This is a genomic window from Bradyrhizobium sp. BTAi1 (genome assembly GCF_000015165.1).
Taxonomy (GTDB): Bacteria; Pseudomonadota; Alphaproteobacteria; order Rhizobiales; family Xanthobacteraceae; genus Bradyrhizobium; species Bradyrhizobium denitrificans.
This window is the reverse complement of record NC_009485.1, coordinates 4,812,999-4,830,087: the sequence shown is the minus strand read 5'-3', so window position 1 is coordinate 4,830,087 and position 17,089 is coordinate 4,812,999. Positions and strand designations below refer to the sequence as shown.

Below are 17,089 nucleotides of genomic sequence, written 5' to 3'. Positions count from 1 at the left end.
TGCAGGTGGGCCGCGCCGGGGACCTGGCATCAATAGGCGTTCTCGCTCTTGGTCATCAGCGCAAGCGGCGTCTTGAGCAGGATGTAGAGGTCGAGCAGAACGGACCAGTTCTCGATATAATAGAGGTCGAACTCGACGCGCTTCTGGATCTTTTCTTCCTTGTCGATCTCGCCGCGCCAGCCATTGATCTGCGCCCATCCGGTGATCCCGGGTTTGACGCGGTGGCGCGCGAAATAGCCGTCGACGGCTTCGTCGAACAAGCGGTTCTGCAGCTTGCCCTGCACGGCGTGCGGACGCGGACCGACCAGCGACAGATTGCCCTTGAATACCACGTTGAACAGCTGCGGCAGCTCGTCGAGACTGGTCTTGCGGATGAAGCGGCCGACGCGGGTGACGCGCGGATCGTTCTTGGTCACGACCTTGGAGGCAGTGGGGTCGGCCTGGTGATGATAGAGCGAGCGGAACTTGAAGACGTCGATGCGCTCATTGTTGAAGCCGAAGCGTTTCTGTCGAAACAGCACCGGACCGGGGCTGTCGAGCTTGATCGCCAGTGCGACCAGCGCCATCACAGGGAGCGCCAGCAGCAGGATCAGCGCGCCGACCAGCCGATCGAACAGCCACTTCATCACCAGATCCCAATCGGTGATCGGGGCCTCGAAGACGTCGAGCGTCGGCACCGCGCCGAGATAGGAATAAGAGCGAGGACGGAAACGCAGCTTGTTGGTATGCGCCGAGAGGCGGATGTCGACAGGCAGAACCCACAGCTTCTTCAGCATGTCGAGAATGCGGGTCTCCGCCGAGATCGGCAAAGCGAACAACACCAGGTCGACGCGCGTGCGTCGGGCGAATTCGACGATGTCGTCGACCTTGCCGAGCTTCGGGACGCCTGCGCAGGTGTCGAGCGACCTGGAATCGCTGCGGTCGTCGAACACGCCGAGGATTTCGATCTCGGAGTCGTTCTGCAGTTTCAGTGCGCGCACGAGATCTTCGCCGCTCTGATCGGCGCCGACGATGATGGTTCGACGGTCGAGACGACCTTGCCTGGCCCAACTGCGGATCCTGTTGGCGAGAACGACGCGACTTGTGATCAGCGCGCCAAGACCGATGAAGAAGAAGGCCGCAAGCCACAGGCGGGAGACCTCGCTGCCGAGCTTGGCGAAAAACGACAGGCCGATGAACAGCAGGAAGACGAAGCAGTAGGAGGAGATCATCCGGGTCATTTGCCGCACTTGGGCGCGAAAGACCTGGATTTGATAGATGTCGGCGGCCTGGAAGCAGATCACCGCGCTGATCGCCATACCGACGATGGCAGCGAGATACTCCCAATGGAAACCGCTGATCGGAACGACGTAACCGAAATAGACGGCGCTGCCGACGAAGCTCAGCAGCACGAAATCCGCAATCCGGACGAAGCCGGCGAGCACGATCGGGGAATAGGCGCGGTGGACCTTTTGATTGGTGACGGCCAGCGCGGCTGGCGACAGGCGTCGCCGGCGTTCAATCGCCGGCTGGCCGGCGACGGCGATGGTGGCGGCGGAGGCCGCAGCATCCAGCATCGATCGAGCGTTGATCGGTTCCACAATGGTACAAGCCCGGATTATGTTTGTTAGTATTCTTGGTCAGATAAGCGCTGACAGCGCCGGGAGAAATTCCTCACCAGCGGTCATAGACGGCAATTCGGAACAATCGGTTAGCGATGTCTCGCAGGCATCAGGTCTTGGTAAACGCTTCGCGGTAGCCACCGAGCACGCCCTCGACCATCGCCCTCTGGGAGAAATGCTGGAATATCCGCTCGCGCAGCGCCTTGGCACGGAGTTGCGTGGTGGCGGCGTTGTCGAGCGCGTTGGCGATCGCCCCCGCCATCGCATCGACGTTGCTCGGCGTGAACAATGCGTCGGCATGGGGGCCGAAGATCTCCGGGATACCGCCGACCTTGGCGGCGATCATCGGAACCCCGGCTGCGCCGGCCTCGATCACCACATAGGGCATCGAATCGCCTCGCGACGGAACGACCAGAAGGCGCCCCTTGGAAAATCCCTCGCGGGCCTTCACATGCCCGATGAAGCGCACTGAAGAGGTCAGACCGAGACGCTCGACCTGTGCCTTTAGCCGGGCCGTCTCTTCGCCGTCGCCACCCAGGGTGAGGGTGAGCGGCCGACCGCTGTCGCGCAGCTGCGCGACTGCGTCGATCAGGATATCTGCGCCCTTGATATGACGAAACTCGCCGACGTAAGCGAGATCGGTCTGGTCGGCCGCCGGTGAGATGGGATCGAATTCGCCCGCGGTTACGCCGTTGAACACGCAATGGACCAGGCCCTGGGGATGGCCGATCATGCGTTCATATGTGTCGCGGGCAAAGATGCTTTCGAACAGGAAAAGCTCGGTCCGGTTCATCAGCGCGCGCTCGAGCCGTGCGTAGAGCGCGCCTTTGAGCGTGTTGCGCGGGTAATGCAGTGATCCGCCATGCGGTGTGTAGATGCGGATCGTTTCGGTCCGATGTGGCAGCATGCGGATGAAGGCGCCAGCCTTCGCACCATGACCGTGCAGAACGTCCGGATTGAGTCTGCGGGCGATCGCATGAAAATGGCCAAGCGCCAGGACATCGGTCGGCCAGGGCTCCCGATGAATCGCGACGCGATGAACACCGAGGGTCAGGCGCGGAGCGATTTGCGCGAGTGCCGCATCAGCCCGTTCGCCGCCGGTCAGGCTGTCTGCAAGGATTCCCACATGATGGCCAAGATCGGCCTGGCCGTTCGCGAGGTCGATAATATGTCGGAAGATGCCGCCGACCGGGGCACGGACGGCATGCAGAATTCTAAGCGGCTTGTGTGGCGACGGGGCCAGGCCAAGCTCGCTTCGTTGCGCGGCGGGGTCGTGATCTCGCCAGCCGTCAGCGGGCGAGCGGACCTGACGGCTGGTTGGTAGAGGAAGCACGGGGGCCTCTTGTCACTAGGTTCCTTGCGGCTTCAGTCTGGATAGATCGTTGATGGTTAATAAACGCCTCACAGCTCAGCGCTCGGGATCGGACCGCAAGGATTATGGTGATGATCGTGTATAAGCGGGAGATCTGCATCCATGGGAGATGCCAATGAATGTTCGCGCGCGCCGCTGACAGGTCGGTCGGATTAACCGACCGGCAACCTTAATAGAGTGTAATTGTACCACGTATGTTGGTGGCGTAGCGTTTGTCTCGCGGGAGTGGATGATGCGGTTGGCGTTCTGGCGTGCCAGCAAGGAAGACAAGACGACTCGGATCGAGACGGCTCCCGTCGCGCAGTCGACGAAGGCGCAATCGCCGGACGCGCCGGCGCAGGCCTCTGGCGACCTGGATGTGCGTACGATTGGCCGTGCTCTGGCTCGCAAGCGTGGTTTCATTCTCACCGCGACCTTGCTTGCACTTGCGTTGGCCGTCACTGCCGTGAACATGATCACGCCGCGCTACAAATCGGAGGCGCGTATCCTGATTGATGGCCGCGAGAACATTTTCCTACGGTCCAACAGTGAGCGTAGCGAAGAACGGACCGCGCTGGACGCGGAGGCGGTGGCGAGCCAGGTGCAACTGGTGCTGTCGCGGGACCTGGCGCGCGACGTCATCGCCAAGAACAAGCTCGGCGAGTTGCCGGAATTCGACCCGGTGCTGCGCGGCGTATCGCCGTTGAAGTCGATCTTTGCCATGTTTGGGCTGGTGAAAGACCCGCTGTCGATGACCCCCGAAGAGCGGGTCATGGACGCCTATTATGAGCGCCTCACGGTCTACGCCGTCGACAAATCGCGCGTCCTCGTGGTCGAATTCCAGTCGCAGAACCCGGCGCTCGCGGCCCAGATCGCCAATGCCGTTGCCGATGGATATCTGGTGGTGCAGCAGAATGCCCGTCAGGCTCAGGCGAAATCGGCCAGCCAATGGCTGGCAGGGGAGATCCAGAACCTCCGCAAGAAGGTCGAGGACGCGGAATCGCGGGTCGAAGAGTTTCGTGCCAAGTCCAGCCTGTTCATCGGCACCAACAACACCTCGCTGTCGAACCAGCAGATGGGCGAGATCAACACCCAGCTCAACAATGCCCGCGCGCTGAAATCAGATGCCGAGACCAAGGCGCGGTTGATCCGCGAGAGGCTGCAGAGCGGACAGCCGATCGAGGCTTCCGAGGTGCTCAATTCCGAGCTGATGCGCCGGTTGTCAGAGCAGCGGGTGAATCTTCGCGCGCAATTGGCCGAGCAATCGTCGACGCTGCTGGACAACCATCCGCGCATCAAGGAGCTGAAGGCGCAATTGGCCGATCTCGACCGCCAGATCCGCGACGAAGCCGCCAAGATCTCGCGCTCGCTCGACAGCGACGCGCGGATCGCCGAGGGGCGGGTGCAGATGCTGAGCCAGAGCCTCGATCAAGCCAAGAAGCAGGCGACGTCCACCAACGGTCAGGACGTTCAGCTGCGGGCGCTGGAGCGCGAGGCCAAGTCGCAGCGCGACTTGCTGGAATCCTATCTCGCCAAATACCGCGACGCCAACAGCCGCGAGACCCTGGACACGCCGCCGGCGGAAGGGCGCATCATCTCGCGGGCGGTGGTCTCGAACACGCCGGCCTATCCGAAAAAGCTGCCGATCGTGCTGATCGCGACGCTCGCCACGCTGATGCTGACCTCGGGCGTGGTCGTCACCGGCGAGCTGCTGCGCCTCACCGCGCCACGCGCCGTCAGCGCCGGGTTGCTGGCTCCCGTGATGGTCGCGGCCACGCCCGCCCCCCGGGTAGAGCCGGTGATGTCCGCGCCCGCTGTGCCCGCGGCCCCGGCCGCACCGGTCCAAGTTGCGCCTGTGCCTCCCGTTGCCGCGCCTCCCGTTCCCGTCGCGCCAGCTCCCGTCGCCGCAGCGCCGGAGTCTGAGCTTGCCGAGCCTGCGCCGTCGACCGAGCTCGACCAGCTCGCGGCCGAGCTGCTTGCCTTGGGCGAGGGCGCCCGCAAGATCACCGTGCTCGGGACGGCCGGTGGCCACACCGTCACCGCCACGGCGCTGTCGATCGCCCGCAACATGGCGCGGCAGGCCCGAATCGTACTGGTCGACCTCGCCGGCAGCCCGCAGATGCTTGCAGGTGTCTCGGTCGATCCGGCGGCGCCTGGACTGATCGAGCTGATGCTGGGCGAGGCCTCGTTCTCCGCCATCATCACCAAGGATCAGGCCTCGCGGCTGCATCTCGTCAATGCCGGCCGGCCCGGCGGCGATCGCGGCCAGCTGCAATCGCCGCGACTTGCGCTCGCGATCGATGCGCTGCTGCGCGTCTACGATCATGTGCTGCTCGATGCCGGTACGGCCTCCGACCTGCCGGCCGAACTGCTGACAGCGGGGGCGCGCGCCGTGGTCGTGCCGGACCCCAACATGACCTCCGAGGCGCGCAGCCAGATGACCACGCAGCTGCGCGAGGTCGGCTTTGGCGCCGTGACCATGCTGAAGGCGCCGCTCGAAGAGACCGGGTCCACCCAAGCGGGCCCGCGCGGCGTCGCCGCCTAGACTAATCGTCGGCCCGTTCCTCGGCTCTGGCGGCGCTGCCGCCAGACTGCAGCGCGCCGCGGACGCGCTGCGCCAGACGAAACAGAGCAGGGCTGTGCTTGACGGCATGCTTGGCGCGGCCAAGCGCGGCCATCGTCCGCGCCGCCACGAGCCCGCGCGCAGTCAAGGACAGATAGCTGTCGAAGATCGGCTCGTCATCCTTGCAGAACATCCGCTTGTAGTCGTCGGAGCCAATGCCGAGATCGAGCGCGCGGAACCCGCTTTGCGCATAATGATCGATGATCGAGCGCATCAGGATCAGTCCCGGACTCCAGCGGGCATTCTCCGACAGCGTATAGGTGTTGAACATCATCGAGAAGCGCTCGCCATCGGCGACGCCGGCGAACAGCGCGATGATCTCGTCGTCGCAGCGCAGCGCATGAATCTCGATGGCGCGATGACCGCAGCTGAGCTTGGCCAGGCATGCGGCGCGCACGAAGGCTTCGATGCCGGGTTCGGCGAAGACGTTGGGCAGCTTCTGCTCGGCCATGCGGATCGGCTTGATCCGGAAGAACCAGTCCAGCAGCTCGGCGATCTCGGCATCGCTGCTGGCGATCATGTAGCGATAGCCGGGCAGCGCCTGCAGCTTCTTCTCCTTGCTCTTGAGCCGCTTGCGGAATGAGTTCGACAACAAAGCGGTCGATGCGGCGCCGGGGGGCATCAACAGCACCGGGCAGTCGTTCACGGATGGCTGGCGCGGCCATTGCGCCAGCGGGTTGGCGATCGTGCTCCAGCGCAGCGGCTGTTGCGTCAACGCCAGCACGTCCACGCCGCCATGATCACGCAGTCCGGCAAGCAGGAATTCGAGATCGCCAACGCTGGCACGCGCCGCAAACGCGCGGTGCATCAGCGGCATGTTGAAGGTGGTGTGCTTGCCGCCCATGAAGCTCGCGACCCGCGCCCCGAACGCGTGCGTCAGCGCCAGCGGCAGCAGCAGCAACGGCTGCTGCTTGGCATCGCGAGCGATGACGATGAAGGGCGTCGCCTGCTCGCGGGCGCCGACCTCGTGCTGCCACGCGGCGAGCAGGTCGAAGCGCTGGTAGGGCGTCGAGATGTGGTCGGGTGCCTCGAGAATGCGCCAGGCCGGTTCGGCCGCGGCGAGATCAGAGACGATCTCGACCTGTGCAAGTCCAGACAGCGGCGACTGCGCCGTCCGGTTTTCGATCACGGCGGCCATGGTCATCGCGCAACCTGCGTTGTTGTGGAATTTTGTTGCTCTGGATCGCCTGAGCTTTGCAAAGAAACATCAATAAAAAGTAAGGGCAATGACACCGCCCCAAATCGGGGTGACGCGGCAAAAGACCTGTTCAAATCAGTATCCACCACGCGATCTTAAGAATGGATGTCTTTAAGGGCATGGACATCAAGAGGATGCCCATCACGAGCATCGCCATCGTTCCGACGTGTGCTGCGTGCGATGTCGCGCTCGCGTCACGGTCGCTCCGCATCAGGTGGGCGCGGTCGGTTTGGTTTCAAGTGGATCTCTCGGGAAGGGGCGCGCGATTTGTCGTCGGACAACAGATGGCTGCGGACGGCGCGGTTGGAACTGGCCTATTTCAGCGGCGGCACATGGCTGGCCTCGCGCACCACGGCGGGCGCCGGTGCCGTGCTGCGTTTCGAGCGGGTGCGTCCGCGCCGCAAAGGTGCGTTCCAGCCGCTCAAGCACGCGGAGATCACGCCGGTCTTCCTCGACAAGATGATCCGGGCGCTGAAGCGCTGGGGCTACGACATCGTCGCGCTCGACGAGGCCTGTGAGCGCGCGGTGCGGTTGGCCGAAGACCGCCGGTTCGCCTGCCTGACCTTCGATGGCGCATGGAAGGACCTGATCACCCATGCCTATCCGGTGCTGGCCCGCCATGGCGTGCCGTTCACGGTCTACGTTGCGTCCGCCTTCCCGGATGGTCTCGGCGAGGCCTGGTGGCTGGCGCTGGAAGCCGTCATCGCGCGCGAGAGCCGGATCAGCCTCGTGATCGATCATCGCGAGCAGCGCTTTTCCGTGGCCAGGCCGGCGGAAAAATACGAGCTGTTCGCCTATCTCTGGGGCTGGCTGCGCAAGCTGCCGCCGGCGGAGCGGTCGATCGCGATCCGCGATCTCTGCTCGCGCCATTCGGTCGATTTGGTCGCTCTCTCGCGCGAGGCCGCGATGGATTGGGCGGATATCGCGCAGCTTGCGGCCGATCCGAATGTCACGATCGGCAGCGCCACGGTGCATTATCCCGCGCTCGCCCATCTCAAGGATGCCGACGCCCAGCGCGAGATCGCGATGGGCAAGGCGGTGCTGGAGACCGCGCTGCGGCGCCCGGTCCGGCATATGGCCTATCCGTTCGGCGACCGCGATGCCGTCCGCCGCAGCGATGCCGTGCTGGCCGCGCAGGCGGGCTTTGTCAGCGCCGCGACCGCGATCGGCGGGGTGATCCAGCCGGAGGGCCGCACCCGACTGCACCTGCTGCCGCGCATCGCCTGGGACGGCCGCTCGCGCTCGCTGCGCGCGCTCAAGGTGCTGATGGCCGGCGTGACCCTGCCGAAGGCGAAAGCGGCGCCGCAGCCGTCGCTGGACATCGGCTGATCAGTTCTCCTGCCGCTCCGAATCGGGGCGCAGCATCCAGCTCACGATCGGCATAGCCGGCAGCACCCAGCCCATGCCGACGACGACGTAATAGACCGCCTGCATCCAGCCGGAATTGGCGATCAGCGGGAATTGCGCGAGCACCATGCCCATCAGCGACCAGGCGAAGGCGAGCAGCAGCAGCGCGACGGCGCCGATCAGTTTGCGGGTGCGGATCGTCATGACGGGAATGTCAACTTTGGCTCGGGACGGCGCGGCTTGCGCGCGGTTTCTCTGAGATTATAAGGGCCTGTCAGCCCCGGTTCAATCGAGCGTTCAACGTCCATGACCACGGTTCCCCGCACGACAGATCTCGCCGCGATCCGCATCTGGCTCACGGTGGTGGCCGGCCTGATCGCGCTGATGGTGCTGGTCGGCGGGGCGACGCGGCTGACCGAATCCGGCCTGTCGATCGTCGAATGGAAGCCGGTCACCGGCACTTTGCCGCCGTTGTCGGAGCGGGCCTGGACCGACGCCTTCGAGGCCTACAAGACCATTCCGCAGTACCGGCAGATGAATGCCGGCATGACGCTGCACGAGTTCAAGACCATCTTCTGGTGGGAGTGGGGCCACCGGCTGCTCGGCCGCGTCATCGGCATGGTCTATCTGCTGCCGTTCCTGTGGTTTCTGTGGCGCGGCGCCGTGTCCGGGCCGCTCGGCCGCAGGCTGTGGCTGATCTTCGGGCTTGGCGCGCTGCAGGGTGCGGTGGGCTGGTGGATGGTGGCCTCGGGTTTGACCGAGCGCACCGAGGTGGCGCCGGTCCGGCTCGCGACGCATCTGTCGCTGGCGTTGTTGATCTTTGCCGCGATTGTCTGGACCCTGCGGCGGCTCGCGCCGCGTGCGGAGGCCGAGGTACCGGCACGGCTGCGGCTCACGGCCTGGGGGCTGGTCGGCGTCACTTTCGTGCAGCTTTATCTCGGCGCCCTGGTCGCCGGCCTGCGCGCCGGCCTCGTCTACAACACCTGGCCTGACATCGACGGCGGCCTGATCCCGAAGGCGGCCAATCTGTGGATCCAGTCGCCGTGGTGGATCAATTTGTTCGAGAACGATCTGACGGTGCAGTTCATGCATCGCATGACCGCCTACACGCTGTTCCTGCTGGGGGCGTGGCACGCTTTCGACGTGATGCGCGCCGGTGCCGGCCGCACCGTGGTGCGCGGCGCGCACCGGCTGCTGGCCGCGATCCTGGTGCAGGCTGGGCTCGGCATCGCGACCCTGCTGATGGTGGTGCCGATCTCGCTGGCGCTGCTGCATCAGGGCACGGCGATCATCGTGCTGACCTTCGCCGTGCTGCAGGCCGAACGGCTGTCGCCGCGGCGCGTCGCTGCGGTGGTGGTGCCGCAGGCGGCCGTGGCCGCCGGGCAGGCGGGGTAGGCGACCATTTTCGTCATTGCGAGGAGCCGGAGGCGACGAAGCCATCCAGAGTCCCGCCCACGACTCCGGATGCCTTCGTCGCTTCGCTCCTCGCAATGACGTGAAGACATCAGTTTTCATCCTCGCGCGCTGACAGCGCCGAGCCGTGCCGATCGTTTCACCCCCGAAACACGCGAGGGCGCAGGGAAGGCCGGATGCCTGGCCGGCACCCATGGCCCGCGTGCAACAAAAAAAGCACGCGGCGGTCACCACAGGTACGGCCTGGAAACACCCGGCCTTCCCCGCGCGGTGGTTTTAACGCTTATACGCGATCTCCCCGGGGATCGGCTGTCTTGCCCCCGTCACCTCGCGCGATGCCTTGGGCACCGTCACGAGACTTGGCGCCAGCATCGGGGCGCCAGGACCACGCGATTTCGCCGTCCATGACAGGCCGCTCGTCCGCGCAGAGACTTTCGCCCACGCACAGCCTGCCACGTCCACCGCATTCCCAATCCCACGCAACTGGACGATCCGGAAGCGCCCCTCGGCTGGACAGGAACAAAGGCAGAATATGCTGATTTGCCGAATTTTGCAAGACGAGTGCTTCGGTGGCTGTCGCCCGACCTGTCCATTTCTTTACCGTCTGTCGGATGACGCGATGCAGGGCGCGATGAGCGGTTTTGCCCGTTGCGAGTCTGGGCGAGCGCGCATGTCTTCACACGGCTTGCCCAGGTTCGTTGGCTCTCTCCCGAGCTTAGGTCGCTTTGACGATACGGGAGATCAAGCCGGCCAATCGAGCACGAGTAATCCAGGGACACGCTCGAACTCACGCCGGTTCAACGTCACCAGTGCCGCGTCACGCCGGCGAGCCTGTGCCGCGATCAGATAGTCGAACGCGCCAATCGGCGTCCCTTTTCTCTCGAGATCCGCCCGAATCTCGGCAGCATGCTCGGCATCGCTCCCATCGAAGGGCAGCAGCTCGATGCCGAGACTCAGAAAGCGGTCGAGCAGGCGTTCATTTTCCGAGCGGCGGGTGCTCCTCGCGATGCCATAGCGCAGTTCGAAAAGTGCGACGACGGAAAGCCCGATCGGAGTGCCCGAGCGGATCTGTTCGCCGAGCCGATGCCGCAGAGCCGTGCTGCGCCCGCTCACCGCGGCAATGACGATGTTGGTGTCGAGACAGATCATTCGTCGAACAGAGCGCGCGGATCCGGCTGCAGCGGCGGGTCGTCCGGAAGCCCTTCGGGCAGAAAGTCCCGTGCGCCGAGGGCGTCGAGCTCATCCCAGAACTTGTCGAGATCGAGCGGCGGCTTGGATATCGGCTCCAGGATCACCTTGTCGCCGACCTTGCTGACGCGGACCTCGGTGCCTTCGAAACGGAACTCTTTTGGCAGGCGTACGGCTTGGCTGCGGCCGTGCATGAACAGCTTGGCGGTCGCGGTCATCGCGCGCTCCTGCTGATGGTAGATACCGATGATATCTATCTAGTGCCGGCTCGTCGGTCAACCTAGTCCTTGAGCGCTCTGGCGGGCAGCAACGCGCCGCGCGAGGGTGCTTGAGCCGTCTGCGAAGACGAGCTCATGAGGGCTTCTCAGCAATACCCCGTCACGCCGCAGGCATAGGGCAGGCGGAACATGTAGTTCGTGTAGCCTTCGCCGCCGTAATAGGGGCCTTGATAGTCGTAGGAGAAGGCGCGGCCGTAATAGCCGGGCAGTTCCTGGCGGCCGAGCAGGAGCGGGGTCGAGGGCAGCATCGGGGAGATCAGCGAGTCCTGGTCCTCGACAATGACCGCCGGAGGTGGCGCCTTGACGGCGCGGCGGGCCTTGTAGTGCAGGACCTTGTCATGGACACCCGGCAGGTCGGCGGCGAGCACAACACCATTCGCCGCGATGGCTGCCAGCAGTATCATGATCACCAATAGTCGCATCCTGCTCTCCTGCCTTCTGGTAGAAAGGTCCGTCCAACGCATTCAACCGGCCAGAGGCCGCCGCGTTCGCCTCGGGACGCCCCCGAGCGATTCCATGCCCGGCAGGATGGGGCCGGTATGGTTAACGAAAACCTTCCAGGGCCTGGTGCGCTGCTGCAATCGCCCGTAGAAGGACGGGCTTTTTCAGCTTTCGTTAAGTTCTGCTGGTGCAAGCTTACTTCTGCCGGCGATTTTTGAAGGCCGGCCGAAGGCAGCCCGGCCGCTGCGTTCGGGAACGAAAATCTCTGCTGCATTTCATCAGAGTCTCAGACCCAAAGGTTTCGAGCATGTCTGTGATCATGTTTTCGGCGTCAGGGCGCCAGATTTTCCAATCACGGACCAGCTCATTCAACGCCGACCGCGCGGGCCTCGATGAGGACGCCGCCTGCCTGCAGGCGCGGTCCGTGGGCCGGCTGATCACTGCGTCCGAAATGCCACTGGCGGACGCGATGCAGGCGCGCGTGCTGCACCTGATGACATGACCATCTGCAGTTAACGAGGGCGCGGTTCGAGAAGCCGGCAACGGCCCGACCGTGGGACGAAGGAGAGCGCGGAAGGCCATGGGCCCGCCCGCGCTCTCTTTGGTTTTGGAGGCGATCAGATCGCAGTCTTGTGCCCGTCTCTCTCCACCTCGTCATGGGCCGGGCTTGTCCCGGCCATCCACGCCGTCCGGCATGCTGAGAACGACGTGGATGCCCGGGCCCTTCGCCGTGCCGAAGCGGCTTCGGCCGCGCAGGCGGGACAAGCCCGGGCATGACGGATTCACTCACGGACAGGATCGTCCGCCGGGACAGTGCGCTTACGCGCTCAGGGCCTGTTCGAGGTCGGCGATCAGGTCTTCCTTGTCCTCGATGCCGACGGAGATGCGGACGATGTCGGGGCCGGCGCCGGCCTTGATCTTGGCGGCGTCGTCGAGCTGGCTGTGCGTGGTCGAGGCCGGGTGGATCACCAGGGAGCGGGTGTCGCCGACATTGGCGAGATGCGAAAACAGCTTCAGGTTCGACACCAGCTTGACGCCGGCGTCATAGCCGCCCTTGAGCGAGAAGGTGAACACGGCGCCGGCGCCCTTCGGCGAATATTTGCGGGCGAGCGCGTGATACTTGTCCTCGGGCAGGCCGGCATAGCTGACCGACGCCACAGCGGGATGCTTGCTGAGATATTCCGCGACGGCCTTGGCGTTGTCGCTGTGCTTCTGCACCCGCAGCGGCAGGGTCTCGATGCCGGTCAGGATCAGGAACGCGTTGAACGGCGACAGCGCGGGGCCGAGGTCGCGCAGGCCGAGCACGCGGCAGGCGATGGCGAAGGCGAAATTGCCGAAGGTCTCGTGGATGCGAATGCCGTGATATTCGGGACGCGGCTGCGTCAGCATCGGATATTTGTCCCCGCTGCCGGCCCAGTCGAACGTGCCGGCATCGACGATGATGCCGCCGATCGAGTTGCCGTGACCGCCCAGGAACTTGGTCAGCGAGTGCAGCACGATGTCGGCGCCGTGATCGATCGGGCGGATGAGATAGGGCGAGGCCAGCGTGTTGTCGACGATCAGCGGCACGCCCGCCTTGCGCGCGACCTGCGCGACGGCCTCGATGTCGGTGATGGTGCCGCCGGGATTGGCGATCGACTCGATGAAGATCGCCTTGGTGCGCGGGCTCACCGCGGCCTCGAAGCTCGAAATGTCATCGGTGTCGGCCCACACCACGTTCCAGCCGAAGCTCTTGAACGAATGCGTGAACTGGTTGATCGAGCCGCCATAGAGTTTTCGCGCGGCGATGAACTCGTCGCCGGGCGACAGCAGCTGCTGCAGCGCCACGACCTGCGCAGCATGGCCCGAGGCCACTGCGAGCGCGGCGGTCCCGCCCTCGAGGGCAGCGACGCGCTCTTCCAGCACGGCGTTGGTCGGGTTGCCGATGCGGGTGTAGATGTTGCCGAACGCCTGCAGGCCGAACAGCGAGGCGGCGTGGTCGGCATCGTTGAAGACAAAGGACGTGGTCTGGTAGATCGGCGTCGCCCGCGCGCCGGTGGTCGGGTCGGGCTGGGCGCCGGCGTGGATGGCGAGGGTGGCAAATCCGGGGGCACGTTCGGTCATGGTGTTTCCTCGTGGGCTTGATCCCGCGCGCGGCGGCGCCGGCCGGCACGGGGATCGATGATGGGAGACGGTGTCGATAGCGCGCCGTTGTGCGCCTCCGCGTCATCCCGGCGGAGGACATTTGCCACCGCCCAGGGTGGCGTCAAGGCGGCTGGCGACAATCGCTCGGATTTGAAATGCGTTGCTGTGTCGCGCATCCCCCGCGACACAATCCTTTCGCAGATGCGTCAGGTGGGATCGCTTCTGTCCTTTGCGGCGCGGTCGGCCGCCGATGTCGCGCCGCCGCCGACGCTGGTGCGGTTCAGCGACAGCCGCATGCCCTGCGTCGGGATCGGCGCGCGCTTGGCGCTGATGGTGCGGGAGTTGACGCCCATCCAGGAGATCTCCGAGGACAGCCGGCCATATTCGATCTTGGGGCAGCGGTTCATCACCACTTTCAGCCCGGCGGCTTCGGCCTTCTCGGCCGCCGCGTCGTCACGCGCGCCGAGCTGCATCCAGATCACCTTCGGCAAAGGCTGCAGCTTCAGCGCCTCGTCGACCACGGGCATGATGTGCTGAGAGCTTCTGAAAATGTCGACCATGTCGAGCGGCCGGCCGATGTCGGCGAGCGAGGCGACGAACGGCCGGCCCATCAGGCTCTTGCCGACATGATCGGGGTTGACCGGGATCATGTCATAACCGCGCTGCACCAGATATTTGAAGGCGAAGAAGCTGGGCCGGATCTCGGACGGCGAGGCGCCGACCATCGCGATCACCTTCACGCCGTTGAGAATGCCGCGGATGTAGTCGTCGGGATAGGTGTCGTGATTCATGGGCGGTACGATCTGTTAGTTGCCGTCATTCCGGGGCGCCGAAGCGCGAACCGGGAATCTCAGGCTGAGTTCAACAATCTCGAGATTCCGAGTTCGATGCTTCGCATCGCCCCGAAATGACGAAGTGACTGAGACCGTCATTGCGAGGAGCGAAGCGACGAAGCAATCCAGGGGTTCGGGTGGGACTCTGGACTGCTTCGCTGCGCTCGCAAGACGAAGGAAAGAGAGCGGGGTAAACTATTCATCCCGCCACGTGGGCGTCCGCTTCTCGATGAAGGCGCCGATGCCTTCCTCCGCGTCGCGGGCGAGCATGTTCTCGGTCATCACCTCTGCCGCATATTGATAGGCGTCGGCAAGGCTCATCTCGGCCTGGCGGTAGAACGCCTCCTTGCCGAGCTTGACCGTATAGGCTGATTTGCGCGCGACTTGTTGTGCCAGCGCAATCGCGGCGTCGCGTTCGGTGCCGGCCGTGACCACGCGGTTGACGAGGCCGATCTCGCGGGCGCGCTCCGCCGGAACCGGCTCGCCGGTCAGCAGCATCTCCATCGCCTGCTTGCGACTGACATTGCGCGACAGCGCCACCATCGGGGTCGAGCAGAACAGGCCGATATCGACGCCGGGCGTCGCAAAGGAGGCGTGCTCGGAGGCGACGGCGAGATCGCAGCTCGCGACCAGCTGGCAGCCGGCCGCGGTGGCGATGCCCTGCACCGAGGCGACGACCGGTTTGGGCAGATGCACGATCGCCTGCATCATCGCGCTGCAGGCGCTCATGAGCCTCGCGAAGAAGGCGCGGCCGAGATCGGCGTCGCTGCGGCGCGCGGTGAGTTCCTTCAGATCATGGCCGGCACAGAAGGCAGGCCCATGGGCCGCAATCACCACCGCGCGCACGGCCTTGTCGGATGCGATCCCGGCCAGCGCCTGATGCAGCTCCGCGATCAGCGCTTCCGACAGGCTGTTGCGCTGCGCCGGCCGGTTGAGCGTCAGCACGGCGACAGGGCCGGCCATCTCGCGCAACAGGATCGGCGCGTCGGCAGGGGTGGCGAGGGCAGGGGCGGACATTGCGATTTCCGTTTGGCGATTTCCGTTTGGGCGCTTGGCGGCGGCTAATGTAACAGAAGGCAACGCGACAGAGCAGGGGGAGACATGACGGCAAAGATGACGATCGCGGAACTCGAAGCGTTCCTGCATGCGGAATTTCCCCAGGCATTTCGCACCGGCGGCGACATCGCCATCGAGAGCGCCGACGGCAGGAGCTGCCGTCTGCGCCAGCGTTTCAACGAGCGCATGCTGCGCCCGGGCGGCACGGTGTCCGGGCCGACCCTGATGGCGCTGGCGGATTTCGCCATGTACGTGGTGCTGCTGTCGGCGATCGGCCCGGTCGGGCTCGCGGTGACGACGAATCTCAACATCAACTTCCTGCGCAAGGGCGCGGCCGGCGCCGACGTGCTCGCCGAGGCGCGGCTGCTCAAGCTCGGCAAGCGGCTTGCGGTCGGCGAAGTCGCGCTATTGTCAGGAGAATCGCCCGATCCGATCGCCCATGTCACGGCGACCTATTCCATTCCGAACGCATAGGGTTTTCGAGGGTATTATTGCACCATATTTGCAAGTTGTTGTTTTTGCTGGTGTAATTTTGCGCCGATGGCGTTGACGAATGCAGGCCGCTTCTCTAGAAGCTGCGACCAGTTCGGCGCGTCATCCGCGCCGCATTCTCCCTGTCACGGATATCTCTCATGAAAACCTTTTCGGCAAAGCCGGCCGAGGTCCAGAAGAAGTGGGTCGTGATCGACGCCAAGGGTCTGGTCGTCGGCCGTCTCGCCACGCTGGTCGCCATGCGCCTGCGCGGCAAGCACCTCCCGATCTACACCCCGCATGTCGATTGCGGCGACAACGTCATCATCGTCAACGCCAAGCATGCCGTGTTCACCGGCCGCAAGCGCGAGCAGAAGACGTACTACAAGCACACCGGCTTCGTCGGTCACGTCAAGGAGCGCACCGCGCGCCAGATCCTCGAGGGCCGCTTCCCGGAGCGCGTGCTCGAGAAGGCCGTCGAGCGCATGATCCCGCGTGGCCCGCTCGGCCGCGTGCAGATGGGCAATCTGCGTGTCTATGGCGGACCTGATCATCCGCACGAGGCGCAGAACCCCGAGAAGATCGACATCGCGAAGTTGAACCGCAAGAACACGAGGGCCGCATAAGATGGCCGAAAGCATCCAGTCTCTCGATCAGCTGTCGCAGCTCAAGGGCGCGGTCACCGCTCCGGACGCTCCGAAGTATGAGAAGAAGGTCGACAAGTTTGGCCGCGCCTATGCCACCGGCAAGCGCAAGGACGCGGTCGCCCGCGTCTGGATCAAGCCGGGCTCCGGCAAGGTCACCGTCAACACCCGCGACATCGAGGTCTACTTCGCCCGCCCCGTGCTGCGGATGATGATCCAGCAGCCGCTGGTCGCCGCGGCGCGCAACGGCCAGTACGACGTGATCTGCACGGTCGCCGGTGGCGGTCTGTCCGGCCAGGCCGGCGCGGTCCGTCACGGCCTGTCCAAGGCGCTGACCAATTTCGAGCCGGAGCTGCGCGGCGTCCTCAAGAAGGGCGGCTTCCTGACCCGCGACTCGCGCGTCGTCGAGCGTAAGAAGTACGGCAAGGCCAAGGCCCGCCGCTCCTTCCAGTTCTCGAAGCGCTGATCTCCAGGACCCGGCTGCGGCCGGATCCTCTGGTCTCCAATACGAACGGGCGCCC

At 64.8% G+C, this 17,089-nt stretch carries 17 protein-coding genes; 7 read left to right on the top strand and 10 right to left on the bottom strand.

Features of this window, described 5'->3' with window-relative positions; translation table 11 throughout:
• Positions 1-29 precede the first annotated feature (29 nt).
• Positions 30-1,556, bottom strand: a complete 1,527-nt coding sequence (locus BBTA_RS21560; protein WP_012044626.1) for an undecaprenyl-phosphate glucose phosphotransferase — start codon at positions 1,554-1,556, stop codon at positions 30-32.
• Positions 1,557-1,710: 154 nt separating this feature from the next.
• Positions 1,711-2,844, bottom strand: a complete 1,134-nt coding sequence (locus BBTA_RS21555; RefSeq protein ID WP_012044625.1) for a glycosyltransferase family 4 protein — start codon at positions 2,842-2,844, stop codon at positions 1,711-1,713.
• Positions 2,845-3,205: 361 nt separating this feature from the next.
• On the opposite strand from BBTA_RS21555, the gene BBTA_RS21550 reads away from it, so the two are divergent.
• Complete coding sequence (locus tag BBTA_RS21550) at positions 3,206-5,497, top strand: exopolysaccharide transport family protein (RefSeq protein WP_012044624.1); 2,292 nt, start codon at positions 3,206-3,208, stop codon at positions 5,495-5,497.
• A 1-nt stretch (position 5,498) separates the two neighbouring features.
• Here the strand turns inward: BBTA_RS21550 and BBTA_RS21545 are convergent, their stop codons facing one another.
• Positions 5,499-6,719: a GNAT family N-acetyltransferase gene (locus tag BBTA_RS21545; RefSeq protein ID WP_012044623.1), complete on the bottom strand. Its 1,221-nt coding sequence runs from the start codon at positions 6,717-6,719 to the stop codon at positions 5,499-5,501.
• A 321-nt stretch (positions 6,720-7,040) separates the two neighbouring features.
• On the opposite strand from BBTA_RS21545, the gene BBTA_RS21540 reads away from it, so the two are divergent.
• The gene (locus BBTA_RS21540; protein WP_012044622.1) at positions 7,041-8,102 is read left to right on the top strand and encodes a polysaccharide deacetylase family protein; all 1,062 of its coding nucleotides are present in this window, start codon (positions 7,041-7,043) and stop codon (positions 8,100-8,102) included.
• Here BBTA_RS21540 and BBTA_RS21535 read toward each other — a convergent pair whose 3' ends face one another.
• Entirely contained in the window at positions 8,103-8,324 is a 222-nt protein-coding gene (locus BBTA_RS21535; RefSeq protein ID WP_012044621.1) for a DUF2842 domain-containing protein, read from the bottom strand. It lies immediately after the preceding gene.
• A gap of 102 nt (positions 8,325-8,426) precedes the next feature.
• Between BBTA_RS21535 and BBTA_RS21530 the strand changes: the two genes are divergently transcribed.
• Positions 8,427-9,515: a COX15/CtaA family protein gene (locus BBTA_RS21530; protein ID WP_012044620.1), complete on the top strand. Its 1,089-nt coding sequence runs from the start codon at positions 8,427-8,429 to the stop codon at positions 9,513-9,515.
• A 759-nt stretch (positions 9,516-10,274) separates the two neighbouring features.
• On the opposite strand, the gene BBTA_RS21525 is transcribed toward BBTA_RS21530, so the two are convergent.
• The 3 genes from BBTA_RS21525 to BBTA_RS21515 form a co-directional block, all read right to left on the bottom strand.
• Positions 10,275-10,682, bottom strand: coding sequence for a type II toxin-antitoxin system VapC family toxin (locus BBTA_RS21525; protein WP_012044619.1), 408 nt, complete (start codon positions 10,680-10,682; stop codon positions 10,275-10,277).
• A complete protein-coding gene (locus BBTA_RS21520) occupies positions 10,679-10,939 on the bottom strand; it encodes an antitoxin (RefSeq protein ID WP_012044618.1) in 261 nt (86 codons plus the stop codon). The genes BBTA_RS21525 and BBTA_RS21520 overlap by 4 nt, the downstream gene beginning before the upstream one ends.
• A gap of 146 nt (positions 10,940-11,085) precedes the next feature.
• Complete coding sequence (locus BBTA_RS21515) at positions 11,086-11,421, bottom strand: hypothetical protein (RefSeq protein ID WP_012044617.1); 336 nt, start codon at positions 11,419-11,421, stop codon at positions 11,086-11,088.
• A gap of 326 nt (positions 11,422-11,747) precedes the next feature.
• Between BBTA_RS21515 and BBTA_RS21510 the strand changes: the two genes are divergently transcribed.
• Positions 11,748-11,942, top strand: coding sequence for a hypothetical protein (locus BBTA_RS21510; RefSeq protein ID WP_041750807.1), 195 nt, complete (start codon positions 11,748-11,750; stop codon positions 11,940-11,942).
• A 317-nt stretch (positions 11,943-12,259) separates the two neighbouring features.
• On the opposite strand, the gene BBTA_RS21505 is transcribed toward BBTA_RS21510, so the two are convergent.
• From BBTA_RS21505 to BBTA_RS21495, 3 genes are all read right to left on the bottom strand, one after another.
• The gene (locus BBTA_RS21505; protein ID WP_012044616.1) at positions 12,260-13,543 is read right to left on the bottom strand and encodes an O-acetylhomoserine aminocarboxypropyltransferase; all 1,284 of its coding nucleotides are present in this window, start codon (positions 13,541-13,543) and stop codon (positions 12,260-12,262) included.
• 227 nt (positions 13,544-13,770) lie between these two features.
• On the bottom strand, positions 13,771-14,355 hold the full coding sequence (locus BBTA_RS21500) for a CoA-binding protein (RefSeq protein ID WP_012044615.1): 585 nt from the start codon (positions 14,353-14,355) through the stop codon (positions 13,771-13,773).
• Positions 14,356-14,592: 237 nt separating this feature from the next.
• Positions 14,593-15,414: an enoyl-CoA hydratase gene (locus BBTA_RS21495; protein ID WP_012044614.1), complete on the bottom strand. Its 822-nt coding sequence runs from the start codon at positions 15,412-15,414 to the stop codon at positions 14,593-14,595.
• A gap of 84 nt (positions 15,415-15,498) precedes the next feature.
• Here BBTA_RS21495 and BBTA_RS21490 point away from each other — a divergent pair, with 84 nt between their 5' ends.
• The 3 genes from BBTA_RS21490 (at position 15,499) to rpsI (ending at position 17,034) form a co-directional block, all read left to right on the top strand.
• Entirely contained in the window at positions 15,499-15,927 is a 429-nt protein-coding gene (locus BBTA_RS21490) for a PaaI family thioesterase (RefSeq protein WP_012044613.1), read from the top strand.
• 158 nt (positions 15,928-16,085) lie between these two features.
• Entirely contained in the window at positions 16,086-16,550 is a 465-nt protein-coding gene (gene rplM, locus BBTA_RS21485; protein ID WP_008966110.1) for a 50S ribosomal protein L13, read from the top strand.
• A gap of 1 nt (position 16,551) precedes the next feature.
• Entirely contained in the window at positions 16,552-17,034 is a 483-nt protein-coding gene (gene rpsI / locus BBTA_RS21480; RefSeq protein WP_012044612.1) for a 30S ribosomal protein S9, read from the top strand.
• The last annotated feature ends 55 nt before the right edge of the window (positions 17,035-17,089 follow it).

What these genes read in the sequence shown, in the direction of transcription:
- BBTA_RS21535 (WP_012044621.1), bottom strand. Translation starts at nt 8,324, where the DNA reads ATGACGATCCGCACCCGCAAACTGATCGGCGCCGTCGCGCTGCTGCTG.
- BBTA_RS21490 (WP_012044613.1), top strand. Translation starts at nt 15,499, where the DNA reads ATGACGGCAAAGATGACGATCGCGGAACTCGAAGCGTTCCTGCATGCG.
- BBTA_RS21510 (WP_041750807.1), top strand. Translation starts at nt 11,748, where the DNA reads ATGTCTGTGATCATGTTTTCGGCGTCAGGGCGCCAGATTTTCCAATCA.
- rpsI (WP_012044612.1), top strand. Translation starts at nt 16,552, where the DNA reads ATGGCCGAAAGCATCCAGTCTCTCGATCAGCTGTCGCAGCTCAAGGGC.
- BBTA_RS21500 (WP_012044615.1), bottom strand. Translation starts at nt 14,355, where the DNA reads ATGAATCACGACACCTATCCCGACGACTACATCCGCGGCATTCTCAAC.
- BBTA_RS21515 (WP_012044617.1), bottom strand. Translation starts at nt 11,421, where the DNA reads ATGCGACTATTGGTGATCATGATACTGCTGGCAGCCATCGCGGCGAAT.
- BBTA_RS21495 (WP_012044614.1), bottom strand. Translation starts at nt 15,414, where the DNA reads ATGTCCGCCCCTGCCCTCGCCACCCCTGCCGACGCGCCGATCCTGTTG.
- BBTA_RS21560 (WP_012044626.1), bottom strand. Translation starts at nt 1,556, where the DNA reads ATGCTGGATGCTGCGGCCTCCGCCGCCACCATCGCCGTCGCCGGCCAG.
- BBTA_RS21505 (WP_012044616.1), bottom strand. Translation starts at nt 13,543, where the DNA reads ATGACCGAACGTGCCCCCGGATTTGCCACCCTCGCCATCCACGCCGGC.
- BBTA_RS21545 (WP_012044623.1), bottom strand. Translation starts at nt 6,719, where the DNA reads ATGACCATGGCCGCCGTGATCGAAAACCGGACGGCGCAGTCGCCGCTG.
- rplM (WP_008966110.1), top strand. Translation starts at nt 16,086, where the DNA reads ATGAAAACCTTTTCGGCAAAGCCGGCCGAGGTCCAGAAGAAGTGGGTC.
- BBTA_RS21550 (WP_012044624.1), top strand. Translation starts at nt 3,206, where the DNA reads ATGCGGTTGGCGTTCTGGCGTGCCAGCAAGGAAGACAAGACGACTCGG.
- BBTA_RS21520 (WP_012044618.1), bottom strand. Translation starts at nt 10,939, where the DNA reads ATGACCGCGACCGCCAAGCTGTTCATGCACGGCCGCAGCCAAGCCGTA.
- BBTA_RS21525 (WP_012044619.1), bottom strand. Translation starts at nt 10,682, where the DNA reads ATGATCTGTCTCGACACCAACATCGTCATTGCCGCGGTGAGCGGGCGC.
- BBTA_RS21530 (WP_012044620.1), top strand. Translation starts at nt 8,427, where the DNA reads ATGACCACGGTTCCCCGCACGACAGATCTCGCCGCGATCCGCATCTGG.